This window comes from Thiohalorhabdus sp. Cl-TMA (genome assembly GCF_041821045.1).
In the GTDB taxonomy this organism is placed as follows: domain Bacteria; phylum Pseudomonadota; class Gammaproteobacteria; order Thiohalorhabdales; family Thiohalorhabdaceae; genus Thiohalorhabdus; species Thiohalorhabdus methylotropha.
This window is the reverse complement of sequence record NZ_JBGUAW010000001.1, coordinates 141300-166971: the sequence shown is the minus strand read 5'-3', so window position 1 is coordinate 166971 and position 25672 is coordinate 141300. Positions and strand designations below refer to the sequence as shown.

At 65.4% G+C, this 25672-nt stretch carries 27 protein-coding genes; 9 read left to right on the top strand and 18 right to left on the bottom strand.

Going from position 1 to position 25672, the window contains the following annotated elements:
• Positions 1–3 precede the first annotated feature (3 nt).
• Genes ACERLL_RS00745 through ACERLL_RS00710 form a run of 8 tightly spaced genes read left to right on the top strand, consistent with a single transcriptional unit; the run spans position 4 to position 7250 of the window.
• Positions 4–1605, top strand: a complete 1602-nt coding sequence (locus ACERLL_RS00745) for a two-component system sensor histidine kinase NtrB (protein ID WP_373654143.1) — start codon at positions 4–6, stop codon at positions 1603–1605.
• Positions 1602–2957: a sigma-54-dependent transcriptional regulator gene (locus ACERLL_RS00740; protein ID WP_373654142.1), complete on the top strand. Its 1356-nt coding sequence runs from the start codon at positions 1602–1604 to the stop codon at positions 2955–2957. Before ACERLL_RS00745 ends, ACERLL_RS00740 begins: the two co-directional genes overlap by 4 nt.
• Positions 2954–3784: a prepilin peptidase gene (locus ACERLL_RS00735; RefSeq protein ID WP_373654141.1), complete on the top strand. Its 831-nt coding sequence runs from the start codon at positions 2954–2956 to the stop codon at positions 3782–3784. Before ACERLL_RS00740 ends, ACERLL_RS00735 begins: the two co-directional genes overlap by 4 nt.
• Positions 3751–4239 carry a hypothetical protein gene (locus tag ACERLL_RS00730; RefSeq protein ID WP_373654140.1) on the top strand — a complete coding sequence of 163 codons (489 nt, stop codon included), beginning with the start codon at positions 3751–3753 and terminating at the stop codon, positions 4237–4239. Before ACERLL_RS00735 ends, ACERLL_RS00730 begins: the two co-directional genes overlap by 34 nt.
• 1 nt (position 4240) lies before the next feature.
• Positions 4241–4861, top strand: a complete 621-nt coding sequence (gene coaE / locus ACERLL_RS00725; RefSeq protein WP_373654139.1) for a dephospho-CoA kinase — start codon at positions 4241–4243, stop codon at positions 4859–4861.
• Complete coding sequence (locus ACERLL_RS00720) at positions 4858–5472, top strand: ATP-binding cassette domain-containing protein (RefSeq protein WP_373654138.1); 615 nt, start codon at positions 4858–4860, stop codon at positions 5470–5472. The genes coaE and ACERLL_RS00720 overlap by 4 nt, the downstream gene beginning before the upstream one ends.
• Positions 5427–6176, top strand: a complete 750-nt coding sequence (locus tag ACERLL_RS00715) for a hypothetical protein (protein ID WP_373654137.1) — start codon at positions 5427–5429, stop codon at positions 6174–6176. Before ACERLL_RS00720 ends, ACERLL_RS00715 begins: the two co-directional genes overlap by 46 nt.
• Positions 6177–6233: 57 nt before the next feature.
• The gene (locus ACERLL_RS00710) at positions 6234–7250 is read left to right on the top strand and encodes a class 1 fructose-bisphosphatase (RefSeq protein ID WP_373654136.1); all 1017 of its coding nucleotides are present in this window, start codon (positions 6234–6236) and stop codon (positions 7248–7250) included.
• A gap of 272 nt (positions 7251–7522) precedes the next feature.
• On the opposite strand, the gene ccoS is transcribed toward ACERLL_RS00710, so the two are convergent.
• The 12 genes from ccoS to ACERLL_RS00650 form a co-directional block, all read right to left on the bottom strand.
• On the bottom strand, positions 7523–7762 hold the full coding sequence (gene ccoS / locus ACERLL_RS00705) for a cbb3-type cytochrome oxidase assembly protein CcoS (RefSeq protein ID WP_373654135.1): 240 nt from the start codon (positions 7760–7762) through the stop codon (positions 7523–7525).
• 9 nt (positions 7763–7771) lie between these two features.
• Positions 7772–10258: a heavy metal translocating P-type ATPase gene (locus ACERLL_RS00700; RefSeq protein WP_373654134.1), complete on the bottom strand. Its 2487-nt coding sequence runs from the start codon at positions 10256–10258 to the stop codon at positions 7772–7774.
• The gene (locus ACERLL_RS00695; protein ID WP_373654133.1) at positions 10255–10794 is read right to left on the bottom strand and encodes a FixH family protein; all 540 of its coding nucleotides are present in this window, start codon (positions 10792–10794) and stop codon (positions 10255–10257) included. The genes ACERLL_RS00700 and ACERLL_RS00695 overlap by 4 nt, the downstream gene beginning before the upstream one ends.
• 11 nt (positions 10795–10805) lie before the next feature.
• The gene (gene ccoG, locus ACERLL_RS00690) at positions 10806–12221 is read right to left on the bottom strand and encodes a cytochrome c oxidase accessory protein CcoG (RefSeq protein WP_373654132.1); all 1416 of its coding nucleotides are present in this window, start codon (positions 12219–12221) and stop codon (positions 10806–10808) included.
• Positions 12222–12407: 186 nt separating this feature from the next.
• Positions 12408–13271, bottom strand: a complete 864-nt coding sequence (gene ccoP / locus ACERLL_RS00685) for a cytochrome-c oxidase, cbb3-type subunit III (protein ID WP_373654131.1) — start codon at positions 13269–13271, stop codon at positions 12408–12410.
• The gene (locus ACERLL_RS00680; protein WP_373654130.1) at positions 13258–13506 is read right to left on the bottom strand and encodes a cbb3-type cytochrome oxidase subunit 3; all 249 of its coding nucleotides are present in this window, start codon (positions 13504–13506) and stop codon (positions 13258–13260) included. The genes ccoP and ACERLL_RS00680 overlap by 14 nt, the downstream gene beginning before the upstream one ends.
• A gap of 34 nt (positions 13507–13540) precedes the next feature.
• Positions 13541–14284, bottom strand: a complete 744-nt coding sequence (gene ccoO, locus ACERLL_RS00675; protein WP_373654129.1) for a cytochrome-c oxidase, cbb3-type subunit II — start codon at positions 14282–14284, stop codon at positions 13541–13543.
• Positions 14285–14314: 30 nt separating this feature from the next.
• Positions 14315–15775: a cytochrome-c oxidase, cbb3-type subunit I gene (ccoN, locus tag ACERLL_RS00670; RefSeq protein WP_373654128.1), complete on the bottom strand. Its 1461-nt coding sequence runs from the start codon at positions 15773–15775 to the stop codon at positions 14315–14317.
• Positions 15776–16043: 268 nt separating this feature from the next.
• Positions 16044–16961, bottom strand: coding sequence for a heme o synthase (gene cyoE, locus ACERLL_RS00665; protein ID WP_373654406.1), 918 nt, complete (start codon positions 16959–16961; stop codon positions 16044–16046).
• A gap of 25 nt (positions 16962–16986) precedes the next feature.
• Positions 16987–18027 (bottom strand): COX15/CtaA family protein, encoded by a 1041-nt coding sequence (locus ACERLL_RS00660; RefSeq protein WP_373654127.1) that lies wholly within the window; start codon positions 18025–18027, stop codon positions 16987–16989.
• Positions 18028–18029: 2 nt separating this feature from the next.
• Complete coding sequence (locus ACERLL_RS00655) at positions 18030–18644, bottom strand: SCO family protein (RefSeq protein ID WP_373654126.1); 615 nt, start codon at positions 18642–18644, stop codon at positions 18030–18032.
• Positions 18619–19398: an SURF1 family protein gene (locus tag ACERLL_RS00650; RefSeq protein ID WP_373654125.1), complete on the bottom strand. Its 780-nt coding sequence runs from the start codon at positions 19396–19398 to the stop codon at positions 18619–18621. Before ACERLL_RS00650 ends, ACERLL_RS00655 begins: the two co-directional genes overlap by 26 nt.
• Positions 19399–19478: 80 nt before the next feature.
• On the opposite strand from ACERLL_RS00650, the gene ACERLL_RS00645 reads away from it, so the two are divergent.
• Positions 19479–19694, top strand: coding sequence for a twin transmembrane helix small protein (locus ACERLL_RS00645; RefSeq protein ID WP_373654124.1), 216 nt, complete (start codon positions 19479–19481; stop codon positions 19692–19694).
• Between the two features lie 16 nt (positions 19695–19710).
• Here ACERLL_RS00645 and ACERLL_RS00640 read toward each other — a convergent pair whose 3' ends face one another.
• From ACERLL_RS00640 to ACERLL_RS00615, 6 genes are all read right to left on the bottom strand, one after another.
• A complete protein-coding gene (locus ACERLL_RS00640; RefSeq protein ID WP_373654123.1) occupies positions 19711–20577 on the bottom strand; it encodes a cytochrome c oxidase subunit 3 in 867 nt (288 codons plus the stop codon).
• Positions 20578–20635: 58 nt separating this feature from the next.
• Positions 20636–20770, bottom strand: coding sequence for a hypothetical protein (locus ACERLL_RS00635; protein WP_373654122.1), 135 nt, complete (start codon positions 20768–20770; stop codon positions 20636–20638).
• A 26-nt stretch (positions 20771–20796) separates the two neighbouring features.
• Entirely contained in the window at positions 20797–22368 is a 1572-nt protein-coding gene (gene ctaD, locus ACERLL_RS00630; RefSeq protein WP_373654121.1) for a cytochrome c oxidase subunit I, read from the bottom strand.
• Positions 22369–22423: 55 nt separating this feature from the next.
• Positions 22424–23266 carry a cytochrome c oxidase subunit II gene (gene coxB, locus ACERLL_RS00625; RefSeq protein ID WP_373654120.1) on the bottom strand — a complete coding sequence of 281 codons (843 nt, stop codon included), beginning with the start codon at positions 23264–23266 and terminating at the stop codon, positions 22424–22426.
• A 53-nt stretch (positions 23267–23319) separates the two neighbouring features.
• Entirely contained in the window at positions 23320–23817 is a 498-nt protein-coding gene (locus ACERLL_RS00620) for a DUF2244 domain-containing protein (protein ID WP_373654119.1), read from the bottom strand.
• 603 nt (positions 23818–24420) lie between these two features.
• Positions 24421–25671, bottom strand: coding sequence for a glycosyltransferase (locus ACERLL_RS00615; RefSeq protein ID WP_373654118.1), 1251 nt, complete (start codon positions 25669–25671; stop codon positions 24421–24423).
• Position 25672 lies beyond the last annotated feature (1 nt).

Genomic DNA, 25672 nt, shown 5'->3' with positions numbered 1-25672 from the left:
AGCATGCTAAGCGGCTGGACCCCTTCCCTCGCCACCCTGCGGCGGGCGGTTCTGTATCGGACTGGACTCGGGTTCCTGCTCGCCGCGCTGACCGTCGGCTGGGGCCAGTTCCCCCCCTTCACACAGTTCTCCATCGTCGACCTGGCGGCCGCCCTGGCCATCGAGGTGGTGGTGGGCTCCTGGGTCCTCTACCGCCTCCGGGTGGGTGGCCACCCCCTGCGGCTGGCCGGGGCCCTGGTGGGGGGGGATTTCCTCGCCGCCACGCATCTGGTCTGGTTCTCCGGCCCCATAGACGGCCCCCTGGTCTTCCTCTACCCGCTGGCGGTGGTCTCTTCCAGCTTCCTTCTGGGGCCGGGCGTTTCCTATTACTCGGCGGCGGCTGCCTTCCTGCTCCAGGGGGCGGGCTATCTGGCCGTGGGCGGGCCCGAGCCGGATGCGGCCATCCGCGGGCTGCTCCTGCAAGGACTCCTGCTGGTGGCGCTGGCCGCGCTCAGCGACGGGCTCACCTCCCGGCTCCACCGCCACGAGCAGCGGGCCCAGCGGCGGGAGCGTGATGTCCGAACCCTGACCGCGCTCGCCGACCAGGTGCTGGAACGGGTGGATAACGGCCTGCTCGTGGTGGAGGACCAGGGGGGCATCCGCTTCACCAATCCGCAGGCGGACCAGTTCCTCTATCCGGCACCCGCCGCCGAGCTGGATTTCCTCAATATCCGGGCCCCCGAGCTGTTCCGCCACTTCCAGAGCTGGCAGGCCGGGAGCGGTCCGGGCAGCGGGGAGCTCCGCGGCGTTTCTCCACGGGGTGATTCAGACCATCCCCATGTCCTGGCCTTCCGCTTTACCCCGCTGGGATCCCCGGAAGGCACGGCGACCCTGATCAACCTCTATGACCTGACGGAAGCTCGGCAGCGCCAGCACACCCAGGAGCTCACCGAGCGCCTGGCCGCCCTGGGCCGGCTCTCCGCCAATCTCGCCCATGAGATACGCAACCCGCTGAGCTCCATTCAGCACGCCGGCCAGCTGCTGGCGGAGAGCGGCGCCGACGGTCGCATGACGGGCATTATTCAGCGCGAGACCAAGCGCCTCAACCAGTGGGTGGAGACCCTCCTGCGCCATCTGCGGCCACCTTCCGGTCAGGCCCGGGAGCTGGAGGTCGCTCCGCTGGTGGAGAGCACGGTACGGTTGCTCGGGAACGAGGGATGCATGCCGGAGCAGGGCTGCTTCGAATGGGAGGTCTCCGAGGGCCTGACCGTCTGCGCGGACGAGGGACACCTGCAGCAGATCCTGTGGAACCTCGGCATCAACGCCATCCGCCACGGCAAGATCCCGGAACGGGGCGGGGGCCTCATACGGGGGCGGGTCGCAAGCCCCGGACGGGCGCGGCTCGAAGTGCTGGATCGCGGTCCCGGAATCCCCGGAACATCCCGGGAAACGGTCTTCGAGCCCTTCTACACCACCGCCACCCAGGGCACCGGACTGGGGCTCGGACTGGTACGGGAGCTGGTGGAGGCCAATCGCGGTACAATCTCCATCGCGGACCGCCCGGGCGGCGGGACCTGCATCGCCGTGGATCTGCCAAGCCACTGCTCCAAGAGGGGAAAAGGGTGAACCCGGTGCTACTCATAGTCGACGACGAGCCCACCATCCGGGAGCTCATCGGCCTAACGGTGGGGCCCCTGGGGTTCGAGGTACGCGAGGCCGGCACCCTGGCGGAGGCCCGACAGGCGTTCGACGAATCGCAGCTCGACCTTATCCTCACGGACCTGCGACTCCCCGACGGTGACGGCATGACCGTAGTGGAGGAGAGCGCGAGCCTTCGACGGCCGCCGGCGGTTGCGGTTATCACCGCCTACGGAACCCCGGAAAGTGCCGTGGAGGCCATGCGGGTTGGCGCCTACGACTACCTGTCCAAGCCCATCGATACCAACCGCTTGCGCTCTTTGGTCCAGCACGGCCTCCGCCTGACACAGGCCGCCGGCCCGGAGCCCAACGAGCTCGGCTCGGAGCTCGTGGGCCAGAGCCCGGCCATGCAGGCGGTGCGCAGCCAGGCCGCTCGAGTGGCCCACAGCGAGGCGCCCGTGCTGATCACCGGGGAAAGCGGCACCGGCAAGGAGCTGGTGGCCCAGTCCATACACAGGATCAGCACGCGCGCCCGCCACCCCTTCGTGCCGGTCAACTGCGCCGCCATTCCCGAGCACCTCATCGAGAGCGAGCTCTTCGGCTACCGGAAGGGGGCGTTTACCGGGGCCAGCATGGACAAGAAGGGACTTTTCCAAGAGGCGGAGGGCGGCACCTTATTTCTGGACGAGGTGGGCGATCTCGGCGCCTCCGTACAGGCCAACCTGCTGCGCGCCCTCCAGGAGCGTGCCATCCGGCCCCTGGGCGCGACCCGGGAGGTACCGGTGGACGTGCGGATCGTTGCCGCCACCAACAAGGACCTGGAGGAGGAGGTGGAGACCGGCCGCTTCCGGGAGGACCTCTTCTACCGCCTGGATGTGCTCCAGGTCCACCTACCGCCCCTGCGGGAGCACCCGGAAGATATTCCCGAGATCGCCTCCGCCCTGCTGGCCCGTCGGCACCGCCGACGGGACGACCCGCCGCCGCCCGTCCTCAGCCCCGGGGCACTGGAAAAGCTGCGCAGCATGCCGCTGCGCGGCAACGTCCGGGAACTGGAAAACGTATTGGAACGGGCCATTAGCCTGTCGGACGAGGACACCATTCCCCCCGAACGCATCTGCGGCGGCCGTGAGCGTCCCTGTGAGGAGCGGGAGGCCGGGGACCACCCCGCGGGGACGGACGCGGGCGGGTTTCAGCTCGACCAGCATCTCGCCGACATCGAGCGGAGCCTGATCCGGGAGGCCATGGAGGCCACCTCCGGCAACAAGACCGAGGCGGCCACCCGCCTTGGGGTCAGTCTCCGCTCCCTGCGCTACCGCATCCAGAAACTGGGCATGGAATGATTCCGTCCAGCGCCATGCTCTTGGTCGCGGCCGGGGTGCTCGGCTTGATCGTGGGAAGCTTCCTGAACGTGGTCGCCCACCGGCTTCCCCGGGACCGTTCCATCGTTCGGCCCGCCTCCTCCTGCCCGTCCTGCGGTCACCGCATTGGGGCTCTGGAGAACATCCCCCTGCTCAGCTACCTGGCGCTGCGCGGGCGCTGCCGGGGCTGCGGGGCCACCATCCCCCCCGGTTACCCGCTCACCGAGCTGACCAGCGCCATCCTTACCGCACTGACCGTCTGGGTGGTGGGAGCCTCCTGGACCCTGGTCCCGGCCCTGGTATTCACCTGGATGCTGATGGTGCTCACCCGGATCGACCTGGAGCTGCAGCTGCTCCCGGACCGCCTCACCCTGCCGCTGGGCGGGCTCGGCCTCCTTTATGCCGGGGGCGCAGCCTACCTGCCGATGCCCCCGGTGGCCCCCACCGCCGCCGGTGCCCCGGCCAGCCCGCTGGCCGCGCTCCTGGGCGCGGCCCTGGGCTATGGACTCCTTTTCCTGGCCGGATGGGGATATGAACGGGCCACCGGCCGGGAGGGCATGGGGGGCGGAGACCTGAAATTGCTCGGCGCCCTCGGGGCTTGGGTGGGCCCGGTGGCGGTGCTGCTCGCCTTGTTCCTGGCCGCCCTCATGGGTAGCCTTATCGGTGGCCTGTTGATCCTCCTGCGTGGTGGAGACAGGCATCTGGCTATTCCCTTCGGGCCCTTCCTCGCCGCCGGCGGGTGGGCCCTGTTCCTTTGGAAGGATACGATCATCCGATGGTATTTCGGCTTATCGGGCTCATTGGGCTGATACTGCTGCCCGGGCTGGCGTCGGCCGCCGGGGTGAGCGTGCATACCGCGCTCGGGAACTGGCTCAGCGACAACGGGATCGGCACCGCCTCGTACCAGACGAAGGACGGATCCGGCGGCCCGCCGGAGGACTGGCCCCGCTGGCTCCTGCGCCCGGGCGACGCCGAGACCCTGAACCACCATTTCCTGCGGCGCGGGATCTTTCCGGAGTCCGTCAGTCTGGACTGGGCGGAGGAGCCCGGCACCGTCCGGGTCTTCGGCGTCACCGGCCAACGGCCGGGCTTGCGGCTGCTGGTTGACCGCGGCGGGGAATGGCCGGTGCTCCTGCGTACCTCCTCCGGGGTCCGCTGGCGGTTCACCGATTTCCGCGAGCGGGGTGGCCGGGTCTCGGCCCTCCCCGGACGGATCGTGCGGACCGGCCCGGAGGGAGAGCGCACGGTTTTTACCGTCCGCTGACATGCTGCTGGTGGGACTGACCGGCGGGATCGGCTCCGGGAAGAGCTCCATTAGCCGGGCCTTTGCGGGGCGCGGCGCGCACATTCTCGATGCCGACCAGCTGGCCCGGGAGGTTCTGGCACCCGGCTCCGAGGTCCTGGACGAGGTGGCTGCGGAGCTGGGCGGCGACATCCTCACCGAATCCGGGGACCTGGACCGGGCCCGTCTCGCGGAGCGCATTTTCGATGATTCCGATGCCCGTGCCACCCTGGACGGCATTCTCCATCCGCGCATCAACGAGCTGGCCCGGCGCCGCGCCGCGGCCATCGGCGACCGCTTCCCGAAGGCCGTGGTCCTCTACGACGCCGCGCTGCTGCTGGAATCGGGGGCCGAGAACCTGGTGGACCGGGTACTGGTGGTGGACGCGGATCCGGAGACCCAGGTGCGCCGGGCCGTCGCGCGAGGCGACCGGGATGCCGGGCAGGTTCGCGCCATCATGGCGGCTCAATGGTCGCGCGAGCGGCGGCTGCGCCACGCGGACGACCGTATCGACAACGACGGAGACTGGGCGGAGACGTTGCGCCAGGTGGAAGAGCTCATGGAGCGTTATCGCCGTCTCGCGGGGGCGGACGGAGCCCCTTGAGCGGCCTGCTTTTGGAGGGCGTCGCGCAGGGCCCTCTGCAGGGGGTGGATCTCCACCTGCCAGCGGGCCAGGTGGGCTGGCTCCAGGGGGCCACCGGAAACGGCAAGAGCCTTCTGCTCTATCTGGCCGCCGGCTTGATACTGCCGGAACGAGGCCGGGTGCTTCTGGATGGGGCGGCCCCGGAGCCGCCCCGCGTCGCCATGGCTTTCCAGAACCCCGATTACCAGCTTCTTGCGTCGCGTACGGATGCGGACGTGGCCCTGAACGCCCGTTCTCCCGAAGGCGTCGAGCGAGCCCTGGAGGCAGCTGGATGCCTGCCTTTCCGGGACCGACCCCCGGAGCTCCTGACCCCCGGGCAGCGGCGTAGGGCCGCCCTCGCCGGCGTGCTTGCCGCAGAGCCTGTGCTGGCTCTGCTGGATACGCCTTTTGCCGGTATGGGCGCGGCCGAGGCCGCCAGACTCTGGACGGAGTGCCGTCCGCTGCTCGCGGATCGGGGCTCGGTCGTTCTGATCACCGGGGAACCTCCGGGAGCCGCCGTCAATGATGCCATCTGGGAGGTAGAGCAATGGCTTCGGCCCACACCGGACAGCGCGTCTACGAATTTCCCCTGACCGGGACCATGGCCGGTCTGCTGGAGCTCGAGGCCGTGGTGCAGACGCTGGAGGAGGCCCGGGATCGGGAGATTGCCGTTTTCCGGCATCTGGGCGCCGAACGCCTGGCGGGCCATCTCCCGGAGCTCGCGCCGGAGCGGCTGGAAGCCAGCCTGATCCGGGAAGTCCGACGCTGGACCGGTTATCTGCAGGACCTCGCCGGACGGCCAGGCGCCGACTCCGGCAAGGTAGGCCGCCTCCGGGTGGGGCTGGACCAGCTGGCGGACCGGCTTGAACAGGACTGGCCCGCATACTACCAGGCACTCACCGAGGATCCCTGGATGTCCGCCTACCTTTCCTATCGCAACGGCAGCCCGGTGATCCGCCTGGGTCCCGAAGCGTGGGCCGCCTCTCCGGACGGCGCCGCCCGGCTGGAGCGGTGGCTGGACCTGCTGGCCCCGGTCTGGACCGCCGGGGAGGCCATTCTCCGCCTGCTCCGGGATTCCCTGCACCGGGAGAACCTGCGGATCCCGCGGGAAGGGCACACCCTGCATTGGGAAAACCAGCCTGCAAGCGGGCTGGTGGAGGTCCAGGTCCTGGGTTCCCTCTCGCTGCCGGTCTTCGAATCCGACCCCTCCGGCGTCCACATCGGCCTCCGCAGCGCAGAGCGGCTTTCCAGTCCCCAGGAGCCCGTGGACGCCGTTGTCGGTTGGTTTACCCTGTAGGGATACCCGGTTTCCGAATATTGATCTTGAAGCAATATCACGTTTGAGGACTTTTTTATGGACATCGGCACTACGCTGACGCACTTCCTGCTGGAGGAAGAACGCAAGTACCACGACGCCTCCGGGGATTTCACCCGCCTGATGAGCGATCTGACCACCGCCATCCGCACCATTTCCAGCGCGGTGAATCGCGCCGGGATCGAGGATGTGCTGGGGCAGGCCGGGGCCACCAACGTACAGGGCGAGGATCAGAAGAAGCTGGATGTGCTGGCCAACGACCTCATCCTCCAGTCCATGGAGGCCATGGGCCATGTCGCTGGGCTCGCCTCCGAGGAGATGGAGGCCCCCTACGCCATCCCCACCGGATACCCCAAGGGCAAGTACCTGCTGGTCTTCGATCCCCTGGACGGCTCCAGCAACATCGACGTCAACATCAGCGTCGGCACCATCTTTTCCATCCTGAAGGCTCCCCGTCCCGGCGTGGACGCCACGGTGGAGGATTTTCTGCAGGCGGGAGCCGAACAGGTGGCCGCCGGCTATACCGTCTACGGGGGCTCCACCCAGTTCATCTACTCCACGGGCCAGGGGGTGCACGCCTTCACCCTGGACCCCCACGTGGGCGAGTTCATCCTGGCCAACCAGGACCTGAAGATCCCGCAGGAGACCACCGAGTACGCCATCAACGCCAGCAACCGGCGTTTCTGGGAACCGGCCATTCAGCAGTATGTACAGGACTGCGAGGAGGGCAAGGACGGTCCCTGCGGGAAGAACTTCAACATGCGCTGGGTGGGCTCCATGGTGGCCGACTTTCACCGGATCCTCATGCGGGGCGGCGTCTTCCTCTATCCGCGCGACCTGAAGAAGCCCGAACAGCCCGGCAAGCTGCGCCTGCTCTACGAGGCCAACCCCATGGGCTTCCTCGCCGAACAGGCAGGCGGCGCCTGCACCGACGGTGTCCGGCGGATGCTGGATATCCAGCCCGAGTCCCTGCACCAGCGGGTCCCGGTGGTCATCGGCTCCAAGGCCGAGGTGGAGCGGGTGAAGGAATATTACGAACGGTTCGGAACCGCCTAGCGGTGCCCCCTTCGCGATATCCGAAAAAAAAAGGCCTGCCCCGAGGGGGGCAGGCCTTTTTCTCGCAAAGGAGGAGTAGCAGCGAGCGCGTCTGTCGCGCTTAACCGCTAAATACGACGGAGAAGAAGCTGGTGTAGGCGATGCTCACGAGCACGGCCACCACGCCAAGGGTGATGCGGGTATGATCCATGGCTCAACTCTCCCGAAGATCCTACGAAATTTTCAAGGATAAATTGAAGGAAATATTAATCTATATTTAATTAATTGCTTTTTCAAGTTCCGGATTGGCCCTTTTCATCCCCGTCGTCGGCCCGGTTTTCCTGTTCCCCCTCGCCGGCCTCCCGCTGCTCGCGGTTGAAGGGAATACGGGGATCGTCGTCGTCGTGGAGGATCCGGTAGGCGGGGCCTTCCAGGTCGTCGAACTGCCCGCTCCTGATCGCCCACAGAAGCGCCGCCACCGCCAAAACCACCAGGCCCAGGACGATGGGCAGCAGAGAAAACAGGGTTTCCATGGCTTCCTCCTAGGATTCCGTTTCCTGGGCCATCATCTGCGGAGAGCCGGCGTTCGGGCGAGGCCGGCCGCGGCCCAGGGATCGCAGGCGGAGCGCATTACCCACCACCAGGAGGCTGGAGGCCGGCATCAGGATAGCCGCCATCCAGGGCGCAACCCATCCCAGCGCGGCCAGCGGAACCGCCAAGACGTTGTATCCAAAGGAGAGGGAGAGGTTCTGCCGGATGTTTTCCAGTACGGCCTCACCGATATCGGCGATCTCCGGTATGCGCTCCAGGCGGTTGGAAAGGAGGATAAAATCCGCCGAGGCGCGGGCGGCCTGAACACCCGCACCCATGGCCAGGGAAACGTCCGCGCCGGCGAGAACCGGCCCGTCGTTCAATCCGTCCCCGACCACCGCCACCACTTCCCCCTGCTCCTGCCAGGCGCGTACCAGCGCCAGCTTATCCTCGGGCCGTTGCGCAGCGTACACTTCCTCGATGCCGACCCCGTCCGCAAGGGCCTGGGCGGCGGCCTCGCTGTCGCCGGTTACCAGGGAGACGGTCCAGCCGCGCTCCGCGAGGGCCCGAACGGTTTCCCCGGCCACGGGCCGCACCTCGTCGGTGACGGCGAAAACCCCTTCCCAGCCTGCTTCCCCGGCCAGGCCCACTACGGTGTCGCCGCGTGTGGCCATCTCCTCGGCGGATCGGACCAGCCCTTCCGGTGGGGCGCCGGCCATTTCGGCCACCCAGCCGTAGGAGCCCACCCAGCACCGGCACCCGTGCACGCGTCCATGCACCCCGCGCCCGGGAAAATTCTCGATTCCCTCCACCCCCGCCACCTCCGGACCGTCCCCGGCCTCCACCAGGGCGGCGGCCACCGGGTGCTCGGAGGCCTGCTCAAGGGCGGCCGCCCGATCCAGGGCCCCCGATTCCCCCGACCAGGCACGCAATCGTAGGCGACCCCGGGTGAGGGTGCCCGTCTTGTCGAATACTACGCGGGTGACCCCGGACAGGGTTTCCAGGGCCTCTCCCCGGGCCGACAGGACCCCGCGCTTCGACAGCTCTCCGGTGGCCACCACCACGGCGGTGGGCGTGGCCAAGGCCAGGGCGCAGGGGCAGGTGACGATGAGCAGCGATACCACTACCCAGAAGGCCCGGTCCGGATCGTGGAGCCACCACGCCACGCCCACCAGGATGGCCGTCACCAGCAGGCCCCAGACGAACCAGCGTGCCGCCACCTCCGCTTTGCGGGCGATGCGGGGCCGACCGGCCTGGGCGTCCTCCAGAAGCCGCAGTATCCCCGAGACGAAGGTCTCCTCGCCCACTCGCTCCACCGCGAGCAGCAAGGGGCCCTCGCCATTGGTGGTCCCGCCGAGCACTGGCTCTCCCGGACCCCGGTGCACCGGAGTCTGCTCACCGGTCAGGGCCGCCTCGTTGATATCTGAATGCCCCTCGGTCACGGTTCCGTCCACGGGGATGGTCTCGCCGGGAATTACCCGCACGGTGTCGCCGCTGCGCAGCGCTCCCACCGGGACCCACTCCGTCCGACCATCCGCCCCCAGACGGCGGGCCATGGTCGGCACGAGCCGGGAAAGCTCCTCGTTGGCCTCCGCCGCGCGCTTGCGCGCGTTCATCTCCAGGAACCGGCTGGTGAGGAGAAACAGTACGAACATGGCCATGGTCTCGAAATAGACATCCCCTCGGCCGATGATGGTGGCCCACGCCGATGCGGAGAAGGTAAGCCCCAGAGCCAGGGCCACCGGAATGTCCATGCTGCCCTGACCGCGGCGCAGGCTGGACCAGGCTCCGGCGAAGAAGGAACGGCCGGAATAGGTGAGGACGGGGACGGCGAGGGCGAGGGAGATCCAGCGGAAAAAGGCCAGGAACCGCTCGTCGATGGGGTAGAAGTCCGCGGCGTAGAGACCCACCGCGATCATCATCAACTGGACCGTGGCCATGGCCGCCACGCCGATGCGCTTCAGGAGATCGCGGCGCTCCCGTGCCAGGGCGGCCTCCTGGCGTTCGGGGTCATAGGGATGGGCGGTGTAGCCGATGGCCGCGATCCGCTGCAGGATCTGGGAAAGGCTGATGCGATCGGGGTCCCAGCGCACCCGGGCCCGGTGGGTAGTGTAGTTGACCTGGGCGTCCACCACCCCTTGGGTGGCCTGGAGCTGGCGCTCGTTGAGCCAGACGCACGCCGCGCAGGTTATACCCTCGAGGATCAGGGAGGCCTCGCGGATCCCCGCCTCCTGGCGCACGAAGCTTTCCTGCACCTCTTCCCGGTCATAGAGACCGGCATCGCGGAGCACCTCCGGCACCGCTTCCTCCGGGCGCTCGGGGTAGGCCGTTCGCTGCTGGTAGTAGGCCGTCAGCCCGGCCCGGTCGATGGCCTCCGCCACCGCCCGGCAGCCGGCGCAGCAGAAGGACACCTCCGCGCCCCCCACCGTGCCCCGCCACGGGTCATTGCCGGGGACCGGCAGGCCGCAGTGGTAGCAGCCCGCGGGGGCCTCGCTCACTCCAGGGACTCCTCCACCCACAGGAACCGGCGGGCCTTATAGGCTTTCCCATCGTCCCGGATGGTGGTCAGGATCGTCCAGTTGCCCGGCTTGGGCAGCGTCACCCGACCGAAATAGCGCCCATCCCCGAGCGCCCCCAGCCGGACCTTTCGGTCTCCCCGCGAATTCACATTGCGGACGAAGTGCACGAGGACCTCGCCGTCCACGATGGGCTCGCCCTGGTCATCCTCGGCCCACACCTCGATGTCCAGCTGGTTGCCCACCATGGGGAGGCTGTCGATGCTGGTGGCTACCCGCCAGCCCAGCTCCTCCTGATTTTCCAGCTTATCCGCGTATTCGTTGAACTGCTTGTAATTCTCGAAGTAATCGTTTACTACGGAACCCGGATAATCCCGCTGCGCCAAGTAGACCATGGTAGCGCTGTAGCCCAGCACGGTGGTGGCGAATACGGCCCCCGCCAGGATCCACAGCCTGATCGTCCGCTTGGTCTTCCGGGCTTCCGCATCGTGCTCCGGGGCCGCCTGCTCCATGCGCATCCTGACCGCTCCTACAGGTATTGCTCCGGGGTGTAGAACATGGCGGTCGCCTCGCTGGCTTCCGTTTCCTTCCCGGACGGCACGTCAATGCGCTCGGCCCGGAAGGAGAAGTGGGAGCGCGGGCCCTTCAGGTCATCGGGGTCCACCCACACGTAAGCACGCACGGTCTGGTTCTCGCCGGGGTCGACGGAAAACTCGCGGAATCCGCCCTGGATCTCGTACTCGGCCGCCGGCAGGCCCTGCATGGATACCCGGTAGCGGCGGACCTCCTGGGCCTTGTTGTTGACCCGCAGCTCGTAGACATTCTTTATGCGACCGTCGGGCTCCAGGATATAGGTGGGGTTGCGCACCTTGGCCACGTTGAGATCCATCATGGACTGGTTGGCGATGCTGTAGGCAAGAACCCCGATGGCCGCCAGCAGGATCACCGCATACCCCAGTATCTTCGGGCGTAACAGGTGCGTCTTGCCTCCTTCCAGCTCGTTCTCCGAGGTGTAGCGAATCAGGCCCTTGGGGAAGCCCTGGCTCTCCATGATGGTGTCGCAGGCATCGATGCACAGCCCGCAGGTAATGCACTGGTACTGCTGGCCTTCCCGGATATCGATGCCCGTAGGGCATACCTTCACGCAGTATCCGCAATCGATGCAGTCGCCCTTTCCGGCGGCCACTCGCTCCTCGTAGCGCTCCCCCCGCTTGGGTGGTTGGCGGCCCTGGGAGCGCTCGCCCCGTGAAGGGTCGTAGGCCACGATCAGGGTGTCCCGATCGAACATGGCTCCCTGGAAGCGCGCATAGGGGCACATGTAAGTACACACCTGCTCGCGCGCCAGACCCGCCATGGTATAGGTCGTCGCCGTCAACAGCCCGGCGGTGAACAGGGCCGGAAGAGGCGCCTGAAAGGTCAGGTACTGGTACCAGAGCTGGTAGGCGTCGGCGAAGTACAGGGTAAACGTGATACCGGTCAGGAGCGCGACCGCGAGCCAAAGGCTGTGCTTGATTCCCTTCTTCAGCGCCTTGTCCGCGCTCAATGGCTGCTTATCCAGCCGTAGGCGGCGGCTCCGGCCGCCTTCCACCTTTTCCTCGATCCATAGGAATACGTCGGACCAGAGCGTCTGGAAGCAGAAGTAGCCGCAGAATACCCGTCCCGCTAGGCTGGTCACGAAAAAGAGGGCCACCGCGGCGATGAACAGCAGGCCCGAAAGCCAGATGATGTCTTCCGGGGCGACCCGGAGCCCGAAGAGGAAGAACTGGCGCCCTGGGATATCGAAAAGAACGGCCTGCCGGTTTTCCCAGCGCACATAGGGAAGGAGGAAATACACCGCATAGGCCACCAACAGGATCGTGGTCTTCATGCGGCGGAAGAACCCTCGGACCGCTTGCGGATACACCTTCTCGTGCGCCGCGTAGAGTCCTTCGGTTTGCTCGGCCATGAACATTCCTCTCACGGGAAGCTGGCGGGACGGTGTTTTACCGTATTAGGAAAGCCTAATAGACAGAAGGAATCAACCGCTTTGACAACCACCGTTTACGCGGATTCCGCGCGCACACGCGAAACAGGCCGGGCGTGTGCCCGGCCTGCACGCGTTATTGCGGATTTCGATAGGCGCTCAACTGCCTCACTCACCCCCGCCCAAGGAATGCACGTAGGCGGTGAGGATCTTTATCTGGTTCTCCGTAAGCCGGTCCCCCCAGCTCGGCATCTTGCCGTCCCGGCCGTAGGTGAGGGTCTCGATGACCGCACTCTTTTCACCACCGTAGAACCAGATAGCGTCGGTTAGGTTCGGGGCGCCCAAGGCTTCCTTTCCCTTGCCGTCCTTGCCGTGGCAGGCGTAACAGGCGGCCTGGCTGCCGTGGAAGATCTCCTTGCCCTGCGCCACCTTCTGCGGGTCGTCGGCCCATTCTTCCCCGGCGAGGCTGCCCTCGTACATGGCCACCGCCTCGATCTCCTGCTTGGAGAGCTTATCACCGTGGGCGGGCATGTAACCGTTCCGGCCCTGAACGATGGTCTGCTTAATGTCGGCCGGTGTGCCGCCGTAGAGCCAGGCGCTGTCCGCCAGGTTGGGGTAATGGCCGATCACTCCCTGGCCGCCGGAACCGTGGCAGGGGGCACAGTTATCGCCGAACAGCACCTTGCCGGAAGAGTTCACGAAGTTCATGAGGTCCGAATCCCCGAGAATGGTCGCGGGGCTCATCTTGGAGATCTTGTTCAGCGCCTCGAAACGCTGCGGATACTTTTCCTTCAAGGCCTCTTGGGACATGGCCTCGTTCAGCCGGGCCCGCTTGGAATAGTCCAGCACACCCTGCGTATAGCCCCCGCCCATGGGCCAGGCGGGATAGAGAATCCAGTAGACGACGGCAAAGACCACCGTCGCGTAGAACACCCAGACCCACCACTGGGGAAGGGGGTTGTTGTACTCCGCCAGGTCCCCGTCCCAGGTATGACCGGTGGTCTGGACCTGATTCTTTTCATTGCTGGCCATCTTCGGCACTCCCCTTGCGCTCACCTTCGCCGGTTTCGTCTTTGCCCGACCCCTTTTGCTCGTCGTCATCCAAGGGGATGTACCGGTAACTGTCGAAACGCTTCTTCCGTTTCTTTCCGGTGAACACGTAGACCAGGATCGCGGTGAAGACCGCGAAGAAGATCACCGTGGCGATCTGACCGGCCTTCTGCATGTCCGTCAGGGCATCGGAGAACCAGGCGAATAATTCGGTCATTTCTCTATCCCGCCGGGCGGGACCCGAGCAGGGCTTAGAAGCCCCGGGCCCGCCCCTGTTTGGGCTCGCTGTACTCGTCGAAGTCCACCATGGTGCCGAGCACCTGCAGGTAGGCCACCAGGGCATCCATCTCGGTCAGCCTGCTCGGGTCGCCATCGAAATTGCCCTGCTTGGCCTCGGCCAGGAGGGACTGCTTGGCGTTAGGAATGTGCAGGCGTTCGGCTACTTGCTTCCCCCAGCGCTCGACGTTCTTCCGGTACAGATCCCCCTTCTCTTCGGTATAGGGGACGCCGACTGTCTTGAGCGCATGCATGCGGTCCCGCAATTGGCCGGTTTCCAGCTCATCCTCCATCAGATGGGGATAATTGGGCATCACCGACTCGGGCACCACGGAGCGCGGGGCGATCAGGTGCTGGACGTGCCAGGCGTTGGAGTACTTGCCCCCCACCCGGGCCAGATCGGGCCCGGTCCGCTTGGATCCCCACTGGAAGGGATGGGAGTACTTGCTCTCGGCGGCCAGGGAGTAGTGGCCGTAGCGGATCTGCTCATCCCGGAACGGACGCACCTGCTGGGAGTGGCAGAGATAGCAGCCCTCGGAGACATAGATATCGCGCCCGCGCTGCTCCAAGGGCGTGAACGGGCGCACGTCCTCGACTTTTTCCACCGTATCGTCGATGTAGAAGAGCGGGACGATTTCCACCAGCCCCCCGACGCTGATCACGATCAGCGTCAGGATGGTCATCAGGCCAATATTCTTTTCGATATTCTCGTGTCGCATTAAGCGAGCTCCTTCACGCCGGTAGGCCGCTTAGGCCCGGGCGGCGGCCGGCTGGGCGGCCTTGGCCTGGGCAATCGTCTTGTAGCAGTTGTAGGTCAGCAAGATCATGCCGGCCAGGTAGAGGATCCCGCCGAAGGCGCGCATGGCGTAGAAGGGATGCATGGCCTCCACCGACTCCGCGAAGGTGTAGACGAGGTTGCCGTAGTCATCGAAGGCCCGCCACATCAGGCCCTGCAGGATGCCGCTGATCCACATGGCGACGATGTAGAACAGCACCCCGAGGGTGGCCAGCCAGAAGTGCACGTTGGCCAGGCGCACGCTGTAGAGCTCGGTGTTCCACAGGCGCGGCACCAGGTGATAGAGGGAGCCGAAGGTGATCATGCCCACCCAGCCGAGCGCCCCGGAGTGGACGTGGCCGATGGTCCAGTCCGTGTAGTGGGACAGGGCGTTGACGTTCTGCAGCGCCATCATGGGCCCCTCGAAGGTGGACATGCCGTAGAAGGACAGCGCCACCACCATGAACTTGATCAGGGGGTCGGTGCGCAGCTTCTCCCAGGCCCCGGAGAGGGTCATGATGCCGTTGATCATGCCGCCCCAGGAGGGCATGAGCAGCATGATGGAGAAGGTGGCGCCCAGCGTGGAGACCCAATCCGGCAGGGAGGTCCAGTGGAGGTGGTGCGGACCGGCCCACATGTAGAGGAAGATCAGCGCCCAGAAGTGGATGATGGAGAGCCGGTAGGAGTACACCGGGCGGCCGGCCTGCTTGGGCACGAAGTAGTACATCATGCCGAGGAAGGCGGCGGTGAGGTAGAAGCCCACGGCATTGTGGCCGTACCACCACTGGGTCATGGCGTCCTGGACTCCGGCGAACACGGAGTAGGACTCCATGGAGTTCCAGGCTACCGGCACCTGCAGGTTATTGAAGATGTGCAGCAGGGCGGTGGCCACGATGAAGGCCATGTAGAACCAGTTGGCCACATAGATGTGGGGCTGGCGGCGCTTCATGATGGTGCCGATGAAGACCGCGAAGTAGGCGACCCACACCAGCGCGATCAGGATGTCCACCGGCCAGGGCATCTCCGCGTATTCGCGGCTCTGGGTGTAGCCGGTTACGTAGCTGATCACCGATAGGACGATGATCGCTTGCCAGCCCCAGAAGGTGAAGCTCGCCAACCGGTCGCTGAACAGGCGCGCCTGGCAGGTACGCTGCACCACGTAATAGGAGGTGGCGAACAGGGCGGAGCCGCCGAATGCGAAGATCACTCCGCTGGTATGCACGGGGCGCAGGCGGTTGAAGTTCAGGTATTCGCTGCTGCCCGTCAATGCGTACATCAGCTCCGGGTAGGCCAGCTCGAGAGCGATGAACACCCCAACGAACATACCTACGATGCCCCAGACAAGCGTCATTACAGTAAATTGGCGTATAACGTGATAGTTATACTCTTCCTGAACGCTTGTCTGGCCGGCGGTTGCTGCCTGCGCCTGTGCCATGATCTCCCCTCCGGCTTGATCTTTTTGGGCTGGATAAGGCGAAAAGCGGAGCCCACCCGGGATCCGGTTAGTGGATACTCACATTCTGGTCGCGGACGCTATCCTACGCGGAACTCCTTATCCAAAGCAATAGATCCGCCATATAAGAATATACTTTATACTTTGATTCCCCGCAAAAACTTTGTGGGATTATAGGCATAGACCCCCGCCTGTCAAACCCTGCGTTGCACAGGGTCTGGCGGGGGCCCGCTGCGGTTGTAGCTGGTTTTTACGCCAGCGTGCGGCTCAGGATCGGCAGATAGTGGTCGGCGAAGAGGAAGGCGAACAGGGCCATCAGGTAGAGGATGGAATAGCCGAAGGTGGGCATGGCGTACCGGGCGTCATCCCCGGTGATCAGTAAGGCCAGCGCCTGCCCCAGGAAGCCGGCGCCCAGCCCAAGCGCGCCCACCAGGTAGAGCCAACCGCTCATGCCGGTTACGAAAGGCAGCACGGAAACCAGAACCAGGAGCACCGTGTACAGAAGCAGGTGCAGGCGGGTGAGGGCCAGCCCATGGGTAACCGGAAGCATGGGGATCTCCGCTTCCGCGTAGTCCCGGTACCGGGCGATGGCGAGGGCCCAGAAATGGGGCGGCGTCCAGGCGAAGATGATGAGGAACAGCAATAGCGCGTGCGGATGCACCTCTCCGGTAACCGCCGCCCAGCCGAGCACCGGCGGAGCCGCCCCGGCCGCTCCGCCGATGACGATGTTCTGCGGGGTAGCGCGCTTGAGAAAGACCGTATAGACCACGGCGTAGCCCACCAGCGAGGCGAAGGTCAGCCAAGCGGTCAGGGGATTGACCATCCAGATCAGCAGGGCCATCCCGACACCACCCAGGGCGAAAGCGAAGCCCAGGGCCAGACGCCGGTCCAAGTGCCCCGTGGGCAGCGGCCGGCCGCGAGTACGGGCCATCCGCGCATCCACCTCCTCGTCCACCACATGGTTGATGGCCGCTCCGGAGGCCGCGCAAAGGGCGATGCCCAGGGAGCCGAAAGCGAACGCCCCCAGGGGTACGAATCCGGGTGTGGCCAGGAACATGCCCACCATGGCCGTGAACACGATGAGCGCCACGACCCTCGGCTTGCAGAGCTCGTAATAATCCCGCCAATGGGCTCGAAACTGCCCCCCAACCGTCACCATCTTGGTCAGCGCTTGCGGCATGTTTTCCCCTTCCCTAGGCAGATTCCAGTCCCGTCACGGAAGAGCGGGCAGCGGCCGGCTCGGGGACTGGACGGGTCTTAGGTCGCAGCACATGATTCAGGGCCACCAGGGACAGAAGAAGGATCGCGGCCCCGGCGTTATGGGCCACCGCCACCGACAGGGGCAGCCCGAAAACCACATTGGCTATACCCAGACCGGCCTGGACCAGCAACGCCATCCCCGCGACCCCCGCCACCTTGCGTACCCGCGCTGAGCGGGCCCGGTAGAGCAGGGCCAGTACCAGACCGCCCACTGTCAGCAGGGTGAGCACCGCACCCAGACGATGGGTGAGGTGGATGGTCATGCGGGCGGGATTTCCCAGGATCCCGCCCTCGTAATTGATCCCCAGGCCGTGCCAGAGGGTGAACGCCTGGCCGAAATCGGTGCGCGGCCACCACTGGCCCTGGCAGGTAGGAAAGTCCGGACAGGCCAGTGCGGCATAGTTGGCGCTCGTCCAACCGCCGAGAAGGACCTGCAGCACTGCCACTCCGAGGGCCAAAAGGGCCCAGGTGCGCCAGGGGCCGGGCTCGGCCACGGGCCGCAGAAGGTGGCCCTGGCGAAGGGCCAGCCACACCAGGAGCCCGAGGGTCGCCATGCCGCCGAGGAGATGCGCGGTCACCACCAGTGGCTTGAGCAGCCAGGTCACCGTCCACATGCCGAGCAGGGCCTGAAAGATCACCAGCGCCACCAGCATCAGGGGAAGTGCCACCGCTTGGCCGTCCTCCTGGCGCCGCCGCCATGCGATGAAGCCGAGACCGGCGATTGTCAGCCCAAGGGCCCCGGCGAAATAGCGGTGGACCATCTCCTTCCAGGCCTTGCCCGTCTCCAGAGGGCGCTCGAAGCCGCTCGTGCCGGCCAGGGATTCCGGCACCTTGAGGTGCCCGTAGCATCCCGGCCAATCCGGACAGCCCAGACCGGCATTGGATAGACGCACGTAGCCGCCGAGCACCACCACGGCGAAGGCCAGGACAGCCGTCCCCAGGGTCAGGAGCGCGAAACGGGTTTCTCTGGCCATGGCTAACCGATGGTGGAGTGCTTTAGCAGGGCTTCCAGGTCCTCGATGATCCCGTCGGGCGAGGCGCCTGTGCCGTAGCGAAGCACCAGGTTGGCGTTGGGATCCACAAGGTAGAGTCCGCCCACCGAAGGAGACGGGCCGTCCCCCCTGAAGCCGTCCAGGGTTTTGCCGGGTGCCACCCGGGCGACCCTCATATGGGGATGCTGCTCGGCCAGGAAGGAGCGCGTTTCCGCGGCCACAGGCCCACCCCGCGCGATGAACAACCTCTGGACCCGGCCGATATTCTTTCCCTGCGCCTTATGGGCTTGGCGGATGCCGTAGAGGTCCGTCCTGCAAGCGTCCCCGCAGTCCGCCGGACCGATATAGAGCAGGGTCCACTTGCCGTGCAGGAAGTCGATCCCGAAGCGCTCTCCCTCCTGATCCTGCACGGGCAGTCCCTGGAGCGGCCTGGCGGGATCGAAAAGCTGGCCGTGGTGTCCGGTTCCGGTGTGGCCGAGCCAGCGGTCCGCGTTGGCATAGAGCAGCCCCGCCAGGATCACGGGCCCGAAGAACACCACAAGTAGCAGCCAGAGCTGCAGGCGGCTGCCGCCGTTAGGAGTCTGCGTGGAAGCGCTCATGGATTGACTCTGCATGCGCGGGCTTGCTCCGTTTCGTGTTCACCACCAGGAAGATCGCCAACAGTGCGGCGGCCAGCCCGAACCATTGAACGGCGTAACCGACGTGACGCTGGGGTCCGAAGTGGACCGGGGCCTCCCAATCCCGCTCGAAGCCATGGGGCTGGTTTCTTCCCAGCTGGATCACCCGCTCCATGACGGGATAGCCCAATTGCTTCTGTATACGCTCCGGCGCCACGTATTGAACCACCTTGGGCCAGTCGTTGCCGCCCGTATCGGCCTCACCCAGCCGGATGCCCACTGAGGGCGGATCCGTGAGGATGCCCCGGAGCTGCTGCTCGCCCTCCGGCGCGGGCAGATCGGGCAGATCCCGACGACTGGCCCCCATGGGCACCCAGCCCCGATTGATCAGGACCGCCTTTTCCCGGCCCGCCAGCCTCAAGGGGGTGAGCACCTGGAAACCGGCCCGTCCCTCGCGGATCTGATTGTCCAGAAGGAACTGGTGGGCCTGATCGTACTGCCCCTTTGCCCGTACCCGGCGGAACCGGGTATCGGCGTCCTTCGACCCGGTAGCCCCCAGCTCGGAAAGCGCACTCGGAGCAGCGCGTTTTCCCGCTTCCCACTGGGCGAGCAGGGCGCGCTTCTGCTCCGCCCGGTCCAGCTGCCAGAAGCCCAGCGCCAGCAGCGCGGGAAGGAGCGCCAGGGTCACCAGCGCCGGCAGCAGGCGCGGCCTGAATTCATACGGGCCGAGGCGCATGCTCCACTCCCGCCATTGTGGCCTTGCCGCGAGGCGGGTTTATACTGGGGGTCCAATCGGGCGTGCGCCAAGGAGCCCCCATGGTCGTCAAAGGCTTGATCATCGCCGTCCTGCTCGTCATCGTCGGCAGTCTAGGATCCGGGCTCTTCTACTTGCTCCGGGACGACGGCCAGTCCCATCGCACGGTGCGGGCGTTGACGGTCCGAATCGGACTTTCCCTGGTCCTGTTCCTGATTCTGATGCTCGGCTTCGCCACCGGCCTCATTTCCCCGCACCCCGCAGTACCGCCGCAGTAGACCTGCGGCTCCGGACCTACAGCCAATAGACGAAGACGAACAGGCCCAGCCACACCACGTCGACGAAGTGCCAGTACCAGGCGGCCGCTTCGAAGGCGAAATGGTTCTCCTCCGTGAAATGGCCGGCAATGGCCCGTCCCAGCATGACCAGGAGCATGATGGCGCCCACCGTCACATGCATGCCGTGGAAGCCGGTCAGCATGAAGAAGGTGGAGCCGTAAATACCGCTTTCCAGGGTCAGGTTCAGGTGGGAGTAGGCCTCTCCGTACTCAAAGGCCTGGAGAAACACGAACAGGAAGCCGAGGGCCACCGTAGCCGCCAGGCCGATGATCTGCTTCTGGCGATTCCCCTCCTTGATGCCCCAATGGGCCCAGGTGACCGTGGCACCCGAGGAGAGCAGGATCAGCGTATTGATCGCGGGGAGACCCCAGGCACCCATAGGCTGGAACTCGCCCCCCACGTTGCCCGGGCCGTTGGTGGGCCAGGCGGCCTCGAAGCCCTGCCAGAGGAGGCGATGCGTCCACTCCTCCGGAGCGGCCCCGCCGAGCCAGGGCACCACCAGTACCCGGGCGTAGAACAGGGCGCCGAAGAAGGCCGCGAAGAACATAACCTCGGAAAAGATGAACCAGCCCATTCCCCAGCGGTAGGACATGTCCTCCCGTTCGTGGTAGAGGCCCTGCTGGTTCTCGCGGATGACGGTCCCGAACCAGCCCACCATCATGAGGATGGTGATCACCGCGCCCGCGATCATCAGGGTGGGCCCGAACGACGCCCCGTTCAGGAGCGACGCGAATCCCGCCATCAGCACGAACAGTCCTATGGAGCCGACAATCGGCCAGTGGCTCTGATGCGGAACGTAATACCCGCCGTGTGCTTCGCTCATTCAGCCGTCCCCTTCCTAGAGTAATGCTCCGTACCGTCGTTTCCGCCCGTACCGGGCTTCAGTCCAGGCCCATGCTGATGAAGAACAGCACGTAAATGGCCAGCGCCAGGGCCGCCAGCACCAGCGCGGTGCGCACGGCGGCCTTGCGACGCCTACGGAGCTCCTCGTCCTGTTGGGCCATGCCTTGACTCATGGTTGCACCTTGCCGGGCCCCGGGAATCATTTGACTTCCGGCGCTTTCTCGAAGGTGTGATAGGGCGCGGGCGAGGGCACCGTCCACTCCAGACCGCGCGCTCCTTCCCAGACCCGGGCTTCGGCCCGCTCACCGCCACGCACCGTCTGGATTACGATGTAAGCGAACAGCAGCTGCGAGAGCCCGAAACCGAAGGCTCCGATGGTCGAAACCTGATTCCACTCCGTGAACTGGAGGGCATAGTCGGGGATGCGCCGCGGCATGCCGGCCAGGCCAACGAAATGCTGCGGGAAGAACAGCACGTTCACGAAGATGGCCGAGAGCCAGAAGTGCCACTTGCCGAGGGTCTCGTTGTACATGTGCCCGGTCCACTTCGGCAGCCAGTAGTACACGGCGGCGATGATGGAGAACAGCGCCCCCGGCACCAGGACATAGTGGAAGTGGGCCACCACGAAGTACGTGTCGTGGTACTGGAAGTCCGCGGGCGTGATCGCCAGCATCAGGCCGGAAAAGCCGCCGATGGTGAACAGGATCACGAAGGCGATGGCGAACAGCATGGGCGTCTCGAAGGTCATGGAGCCCCGGTACATGGTCGCCACCCAGTTGAACACCTTAACGCCCGTGGGCACGGCGATGAGCATGGTCGCGTACATGAAGAACAGCTCGCCGGCCAGCGGCATCCCCACCGTGAACATGTGGTGCGCCCAGACGATGAAGCTCAGGAAGGCGATGCTCGCCGTGGCATACACCATGGAGGTGTAGCCGAACAGCGGCTTGCGGGCGAAGGTGGGAATGATCTGGGACACGATCCCGAAGGCCGGCAGGATCATGATGTAGACCTCGGGATGCCCGAAGAACCAGAAGATGTGCTGGTACATCACCGGGTCACCGCCGCCCGCCGGATTGAAGAAGCTGGTGCCGAAGAACTTGTCCGTCAGCATCATGGTGACCGCTCCCGCCAGCACCGGCATGGCCGCGATCAGCAGGAAGGCGGTGATCAGCCAGGTCCAGACGAACAGGGGCATCTTCATCAGGGTCATGCCCGGGGCGCGCAGGTTGAGAATGGTCGCGATGATGTTGATCGCGCCCATGATCGACGACAGCCCCATGAGATGGACCGCCAGGATCAGGAACGGAAAAGCGTCCCCGGTCTGCAGCACCAGCGGCGGGTACATGGTCCAGCCCGCCGCCGGCGCCCCGCCCTCCATGAAGAGGGTGGAAACGAGCAGCAGGAAGGCGAAGGGCAGGATCCAGAAGGACAGGTTGTTCATGCGGGGAAGGGCCATATCCGGCGCTCCCACCATGAGCGGCACCTGCCAGTTCGCCAGACCCACGAATGCCGGCATGATCGCCCCGAAGATCATGATCAGCCCGTGCATGGTGGTCATCTGGTTGAAGAACATGGGATCCACCACCTGCATGCCCGGCTGGAACAGCTCGGAGCGGATCACCAGCGCCATCACGCCGCCGATGAGCAGCATGACGAATGACGCGATCAGATAAAGGCTACCGATGTCCTTGTGGTTGGTCGTGAAAACCCACCGCAATATGCCGCTCGGCGGACCGTGATGGGTATCGTGCTCCACTGCCTCACTCATGATCTAAATCCTCCCTGCGCGATCGTTCCTGGCAACGTGGCAGAAACGCGAATCCTCACTTGTCCGCCTGGGCCACTTTGCCCGCATTCCCGTTCGAGGCCTGGGCGCTTTGCTTCTGCTTCTGCAGCCACTCCCGGTAGGCCTCCGGAGCTTTCGCCTCCACGACCACCGGCATGAATCCGTGCCCCCGGCCACAGAGCTCGGTGCACTGCCCGCGGTAGACGCCGGGCTCCTCGATCTTGGTCCAGACCTCGTTGACGAACCCGGGGATGGCGTCCTTCTTCATGCCCAGGTCCGGGACCCACCAGGAATGGATAACGTCGGCGGAGGTGATCAGGAAGCGAATCTTTCGGTCCGTGGGAACCACCAGGCGCCGGTCCACTTCCAGGAGGTAATTTTCGTTCTTGGCCGCCTGTCCCTGGATCTGATCCACCGGGGTGGCGAGGTTGCTGTAGAAGCTCACCTGCTCACCCATGTATTTGTAGTGCCAGTTCCACTGATACCCCGTCACCTTGACCGTCATTTCCGGATCTTCGGTGTTCTCCATGGTGATCAGGGTCCCGGTGGCCGGGATCGCCATCCCCACCAGAATCAGGAAGGGAATGATGGTCCAGATGATCTCCACCGTGGTGCTCTCGTGGAACTGCGCGGCCTCCGCGCCGTCCCGCTTCCGGAAGCGGATGATGGAATAGATCATGGTCCCGAAGACCACGATGCCGATGGCCACGCAGATCCACAGGATCAGCATGTGGAGGTTGTAGACCTCGCCGCTGATGGGCGTCACCCCCTCGGGCATGTTCAGGGCCCCCCAACCGGCCCCCGCCGGACCCGCGGTCAGCAGCAGTGCCGCTCCCGCCAGCAAGGCCCCGATTTGGCTCCTTCCGCGTATCTTGGACATGCGATCTCCCCACTCCGATAGATGCTTATCCAGCGAGGCACCCCTTCTCGCACTCAAAGCTTCCTGCCGGTCTGGCCCCGCCTAACCGCGCGGCCCAGCGCATCGGCCAGGTGCTCTCGTTCCTCGTTAGTGAGAAAGGCCCCGATTTCCGTTTGCCGCCCGTAGGCCCGCAGATAAAGGTGATTGGCTCCCAGCCTTCGCTCCGCGGGCTCTAGTACCACCTGCACCCAGTTACGTGGGAACTCGGTACGCTCCTCGGGGCCGCGCAGGCCCCGCTCCACGGCCACCTGGTCCTCCGTGAGCCAGACCACCTCGATGCGGTTGGCCCGCAGGAGCACCAGGTAGAAGCTGACCGCAACGGCCACCAGCGCGACGACGGCGAAGGGCAGAACCAGCCAGGCTCCGATCCAGGCAAGCGGCAGCGCGGCAATGCCGCATGCCAGTGCCTGCAAGGCCAGGTACCGCTTGGCCCCCTGCCAGGAAAGAGAGCAGTTGGGCCGAATAACGAACTGCCGGTCTTCGGAATCCGGGCACTGCTCTTCTTCGACCACGGGGCTACTCCCATTCCCGGCATTAACATAGGGCCTCCCCGGTCAGCTTTAAACGATCCTAACCCAGGTGTCCAAGCAAAACAAAACAATAATTAGTTTTTTAATTAGCCAAAAATTAAAAAGCCAATTAATGTAATTTTTATATTAGAAAATTCTTAATATTCTATTCCGCCCCTTGTCGCCGGGCTTCCCCTGTCCAGCCCACCACTGCCACTTTATGCACCCACCGGAAAAGGGCCGTCGATCATGCCAAGGGAGTAAGGGAATCCCCTTAATTAAAAACCTTACGCTGAATATGCCAATTTGCCGCCCACCTTCAATTAAAGACGAAGAGTATGCCTGGAATTAAATTCACACACTTTTATAAGGGACTTGGCTGCCGCTACGCGGAGTAGACTCCGTGCGAAAAATGCCTGCATTGCGCGGGCTGGACAGAAATATAAAAAGGAGCTAATGGACAGACGGCGCGGGCTGGCTTCCTGTCCGGGGCGGGGATCGGGCGATTCGGAAGCGGTGACGCGGGGGCCACACGGGGGGCTTTCCAGGGGAGACGGGGTGCGCCGCTATCGACGGAGGGGAGATGCTCGGGGAAGGCCGGCCTACTCAGGTGGGAGCGCTTGCCAGCGCTTGGCCGTACACCTCGCGTATGGAGGCGGCCACGGCACGCCAGTCGAAAACCTCGCGCGCTTTTCGCCGGGCGTTCTCGCCCATGGCCGCCAAACGCCCCCGGTCGGTGAGCATATCGGCCATGACGGTGCCAAATTCCCCCGCATCGGCCGGATCCATCAAGGCTCCGTCACTGCCGGCATCGATGATCTCGGGCGGCCCGCCATTGCGGGTGGCCAGCACCGGCGTACCGCAGGCCATGGCCTCCACGGCCACCAGGCCGAAGGGCTCGTAGGGAGAGGGAAGGACGAACAGGTCCGCGGCGGTGTAGTACACCAGGAGCTCTTCCAGGGTCAGATGGGGGAACAGGATCACCCGGTCCTCCAAACCTTGCTCGGCGATTCGCGCATCCATCCGCTCCCGGACGGCGCGCTCGTTTTCGTCCAGCGCATCGCCGCCCGCGGGCAGCAGGAAGCGGGCCTTCAGCCCCCGCTCCCGCAATCGCCGGGTAGCCTCGGGGATGGCATCCAGGAAGAGGTCGTATCCCTTGCGGGGATCCAGACGGCCGGTGGTGAATACCAGGCGCTCGTCCGCCTCCAGCCCCAGCTTGCCGCGCAGGGCCGCGGTATCACCGGTGGGCCGGTAGGCGTCCGTATCCACCCCCGCCGGCACCACCGCGACCTTTTCCGGATCCACGTGGTAACGGCGCTCGAGGATGCCCTTCTCCATTTCGGTCAGGGCGATGATGCGGTCAGCCGCGGCCATGACGCGGTGCTCATTGGCGATACGCAGGGCGTATTTGAGCGTACCGTCCTCGGGTACCCGGTCCCGCTTTTCCCGGCCCAGGGAATGGGAGGTGAACACCAGGGGCCGTCCGGTGCGCAGGCTGGCCATGAGGGCCGCCGCACCGCCGTCCCAATAGTGGCCATGGAAGACCTCGGCGGAATCGAGCCAGTCACCGTCCCGCCGCCACATGCTCTCCAGGAATGCGGGCAGCACCGGGGCCATATCCTCCTTGCGGATGAATTCGTCCCCGTGGGCCTCGATGCGCAGCGCCTCCGCTTCCGCGGAAATGGTTCTGCGGGACTCCTTGCCGCCCCAGCCCCGGGTATAGACGCGGACCTCGTCGGAGCGCGCTTCGCCGAAGGTGGCGGCCAGGCGCCGTTCGTAGACGCACTGGCCACCGGAGTCCGGCTCGCCGGGCTCGGCGAGGGGGTCACTGTGCGGACTCACGAAGGCGATACGCATG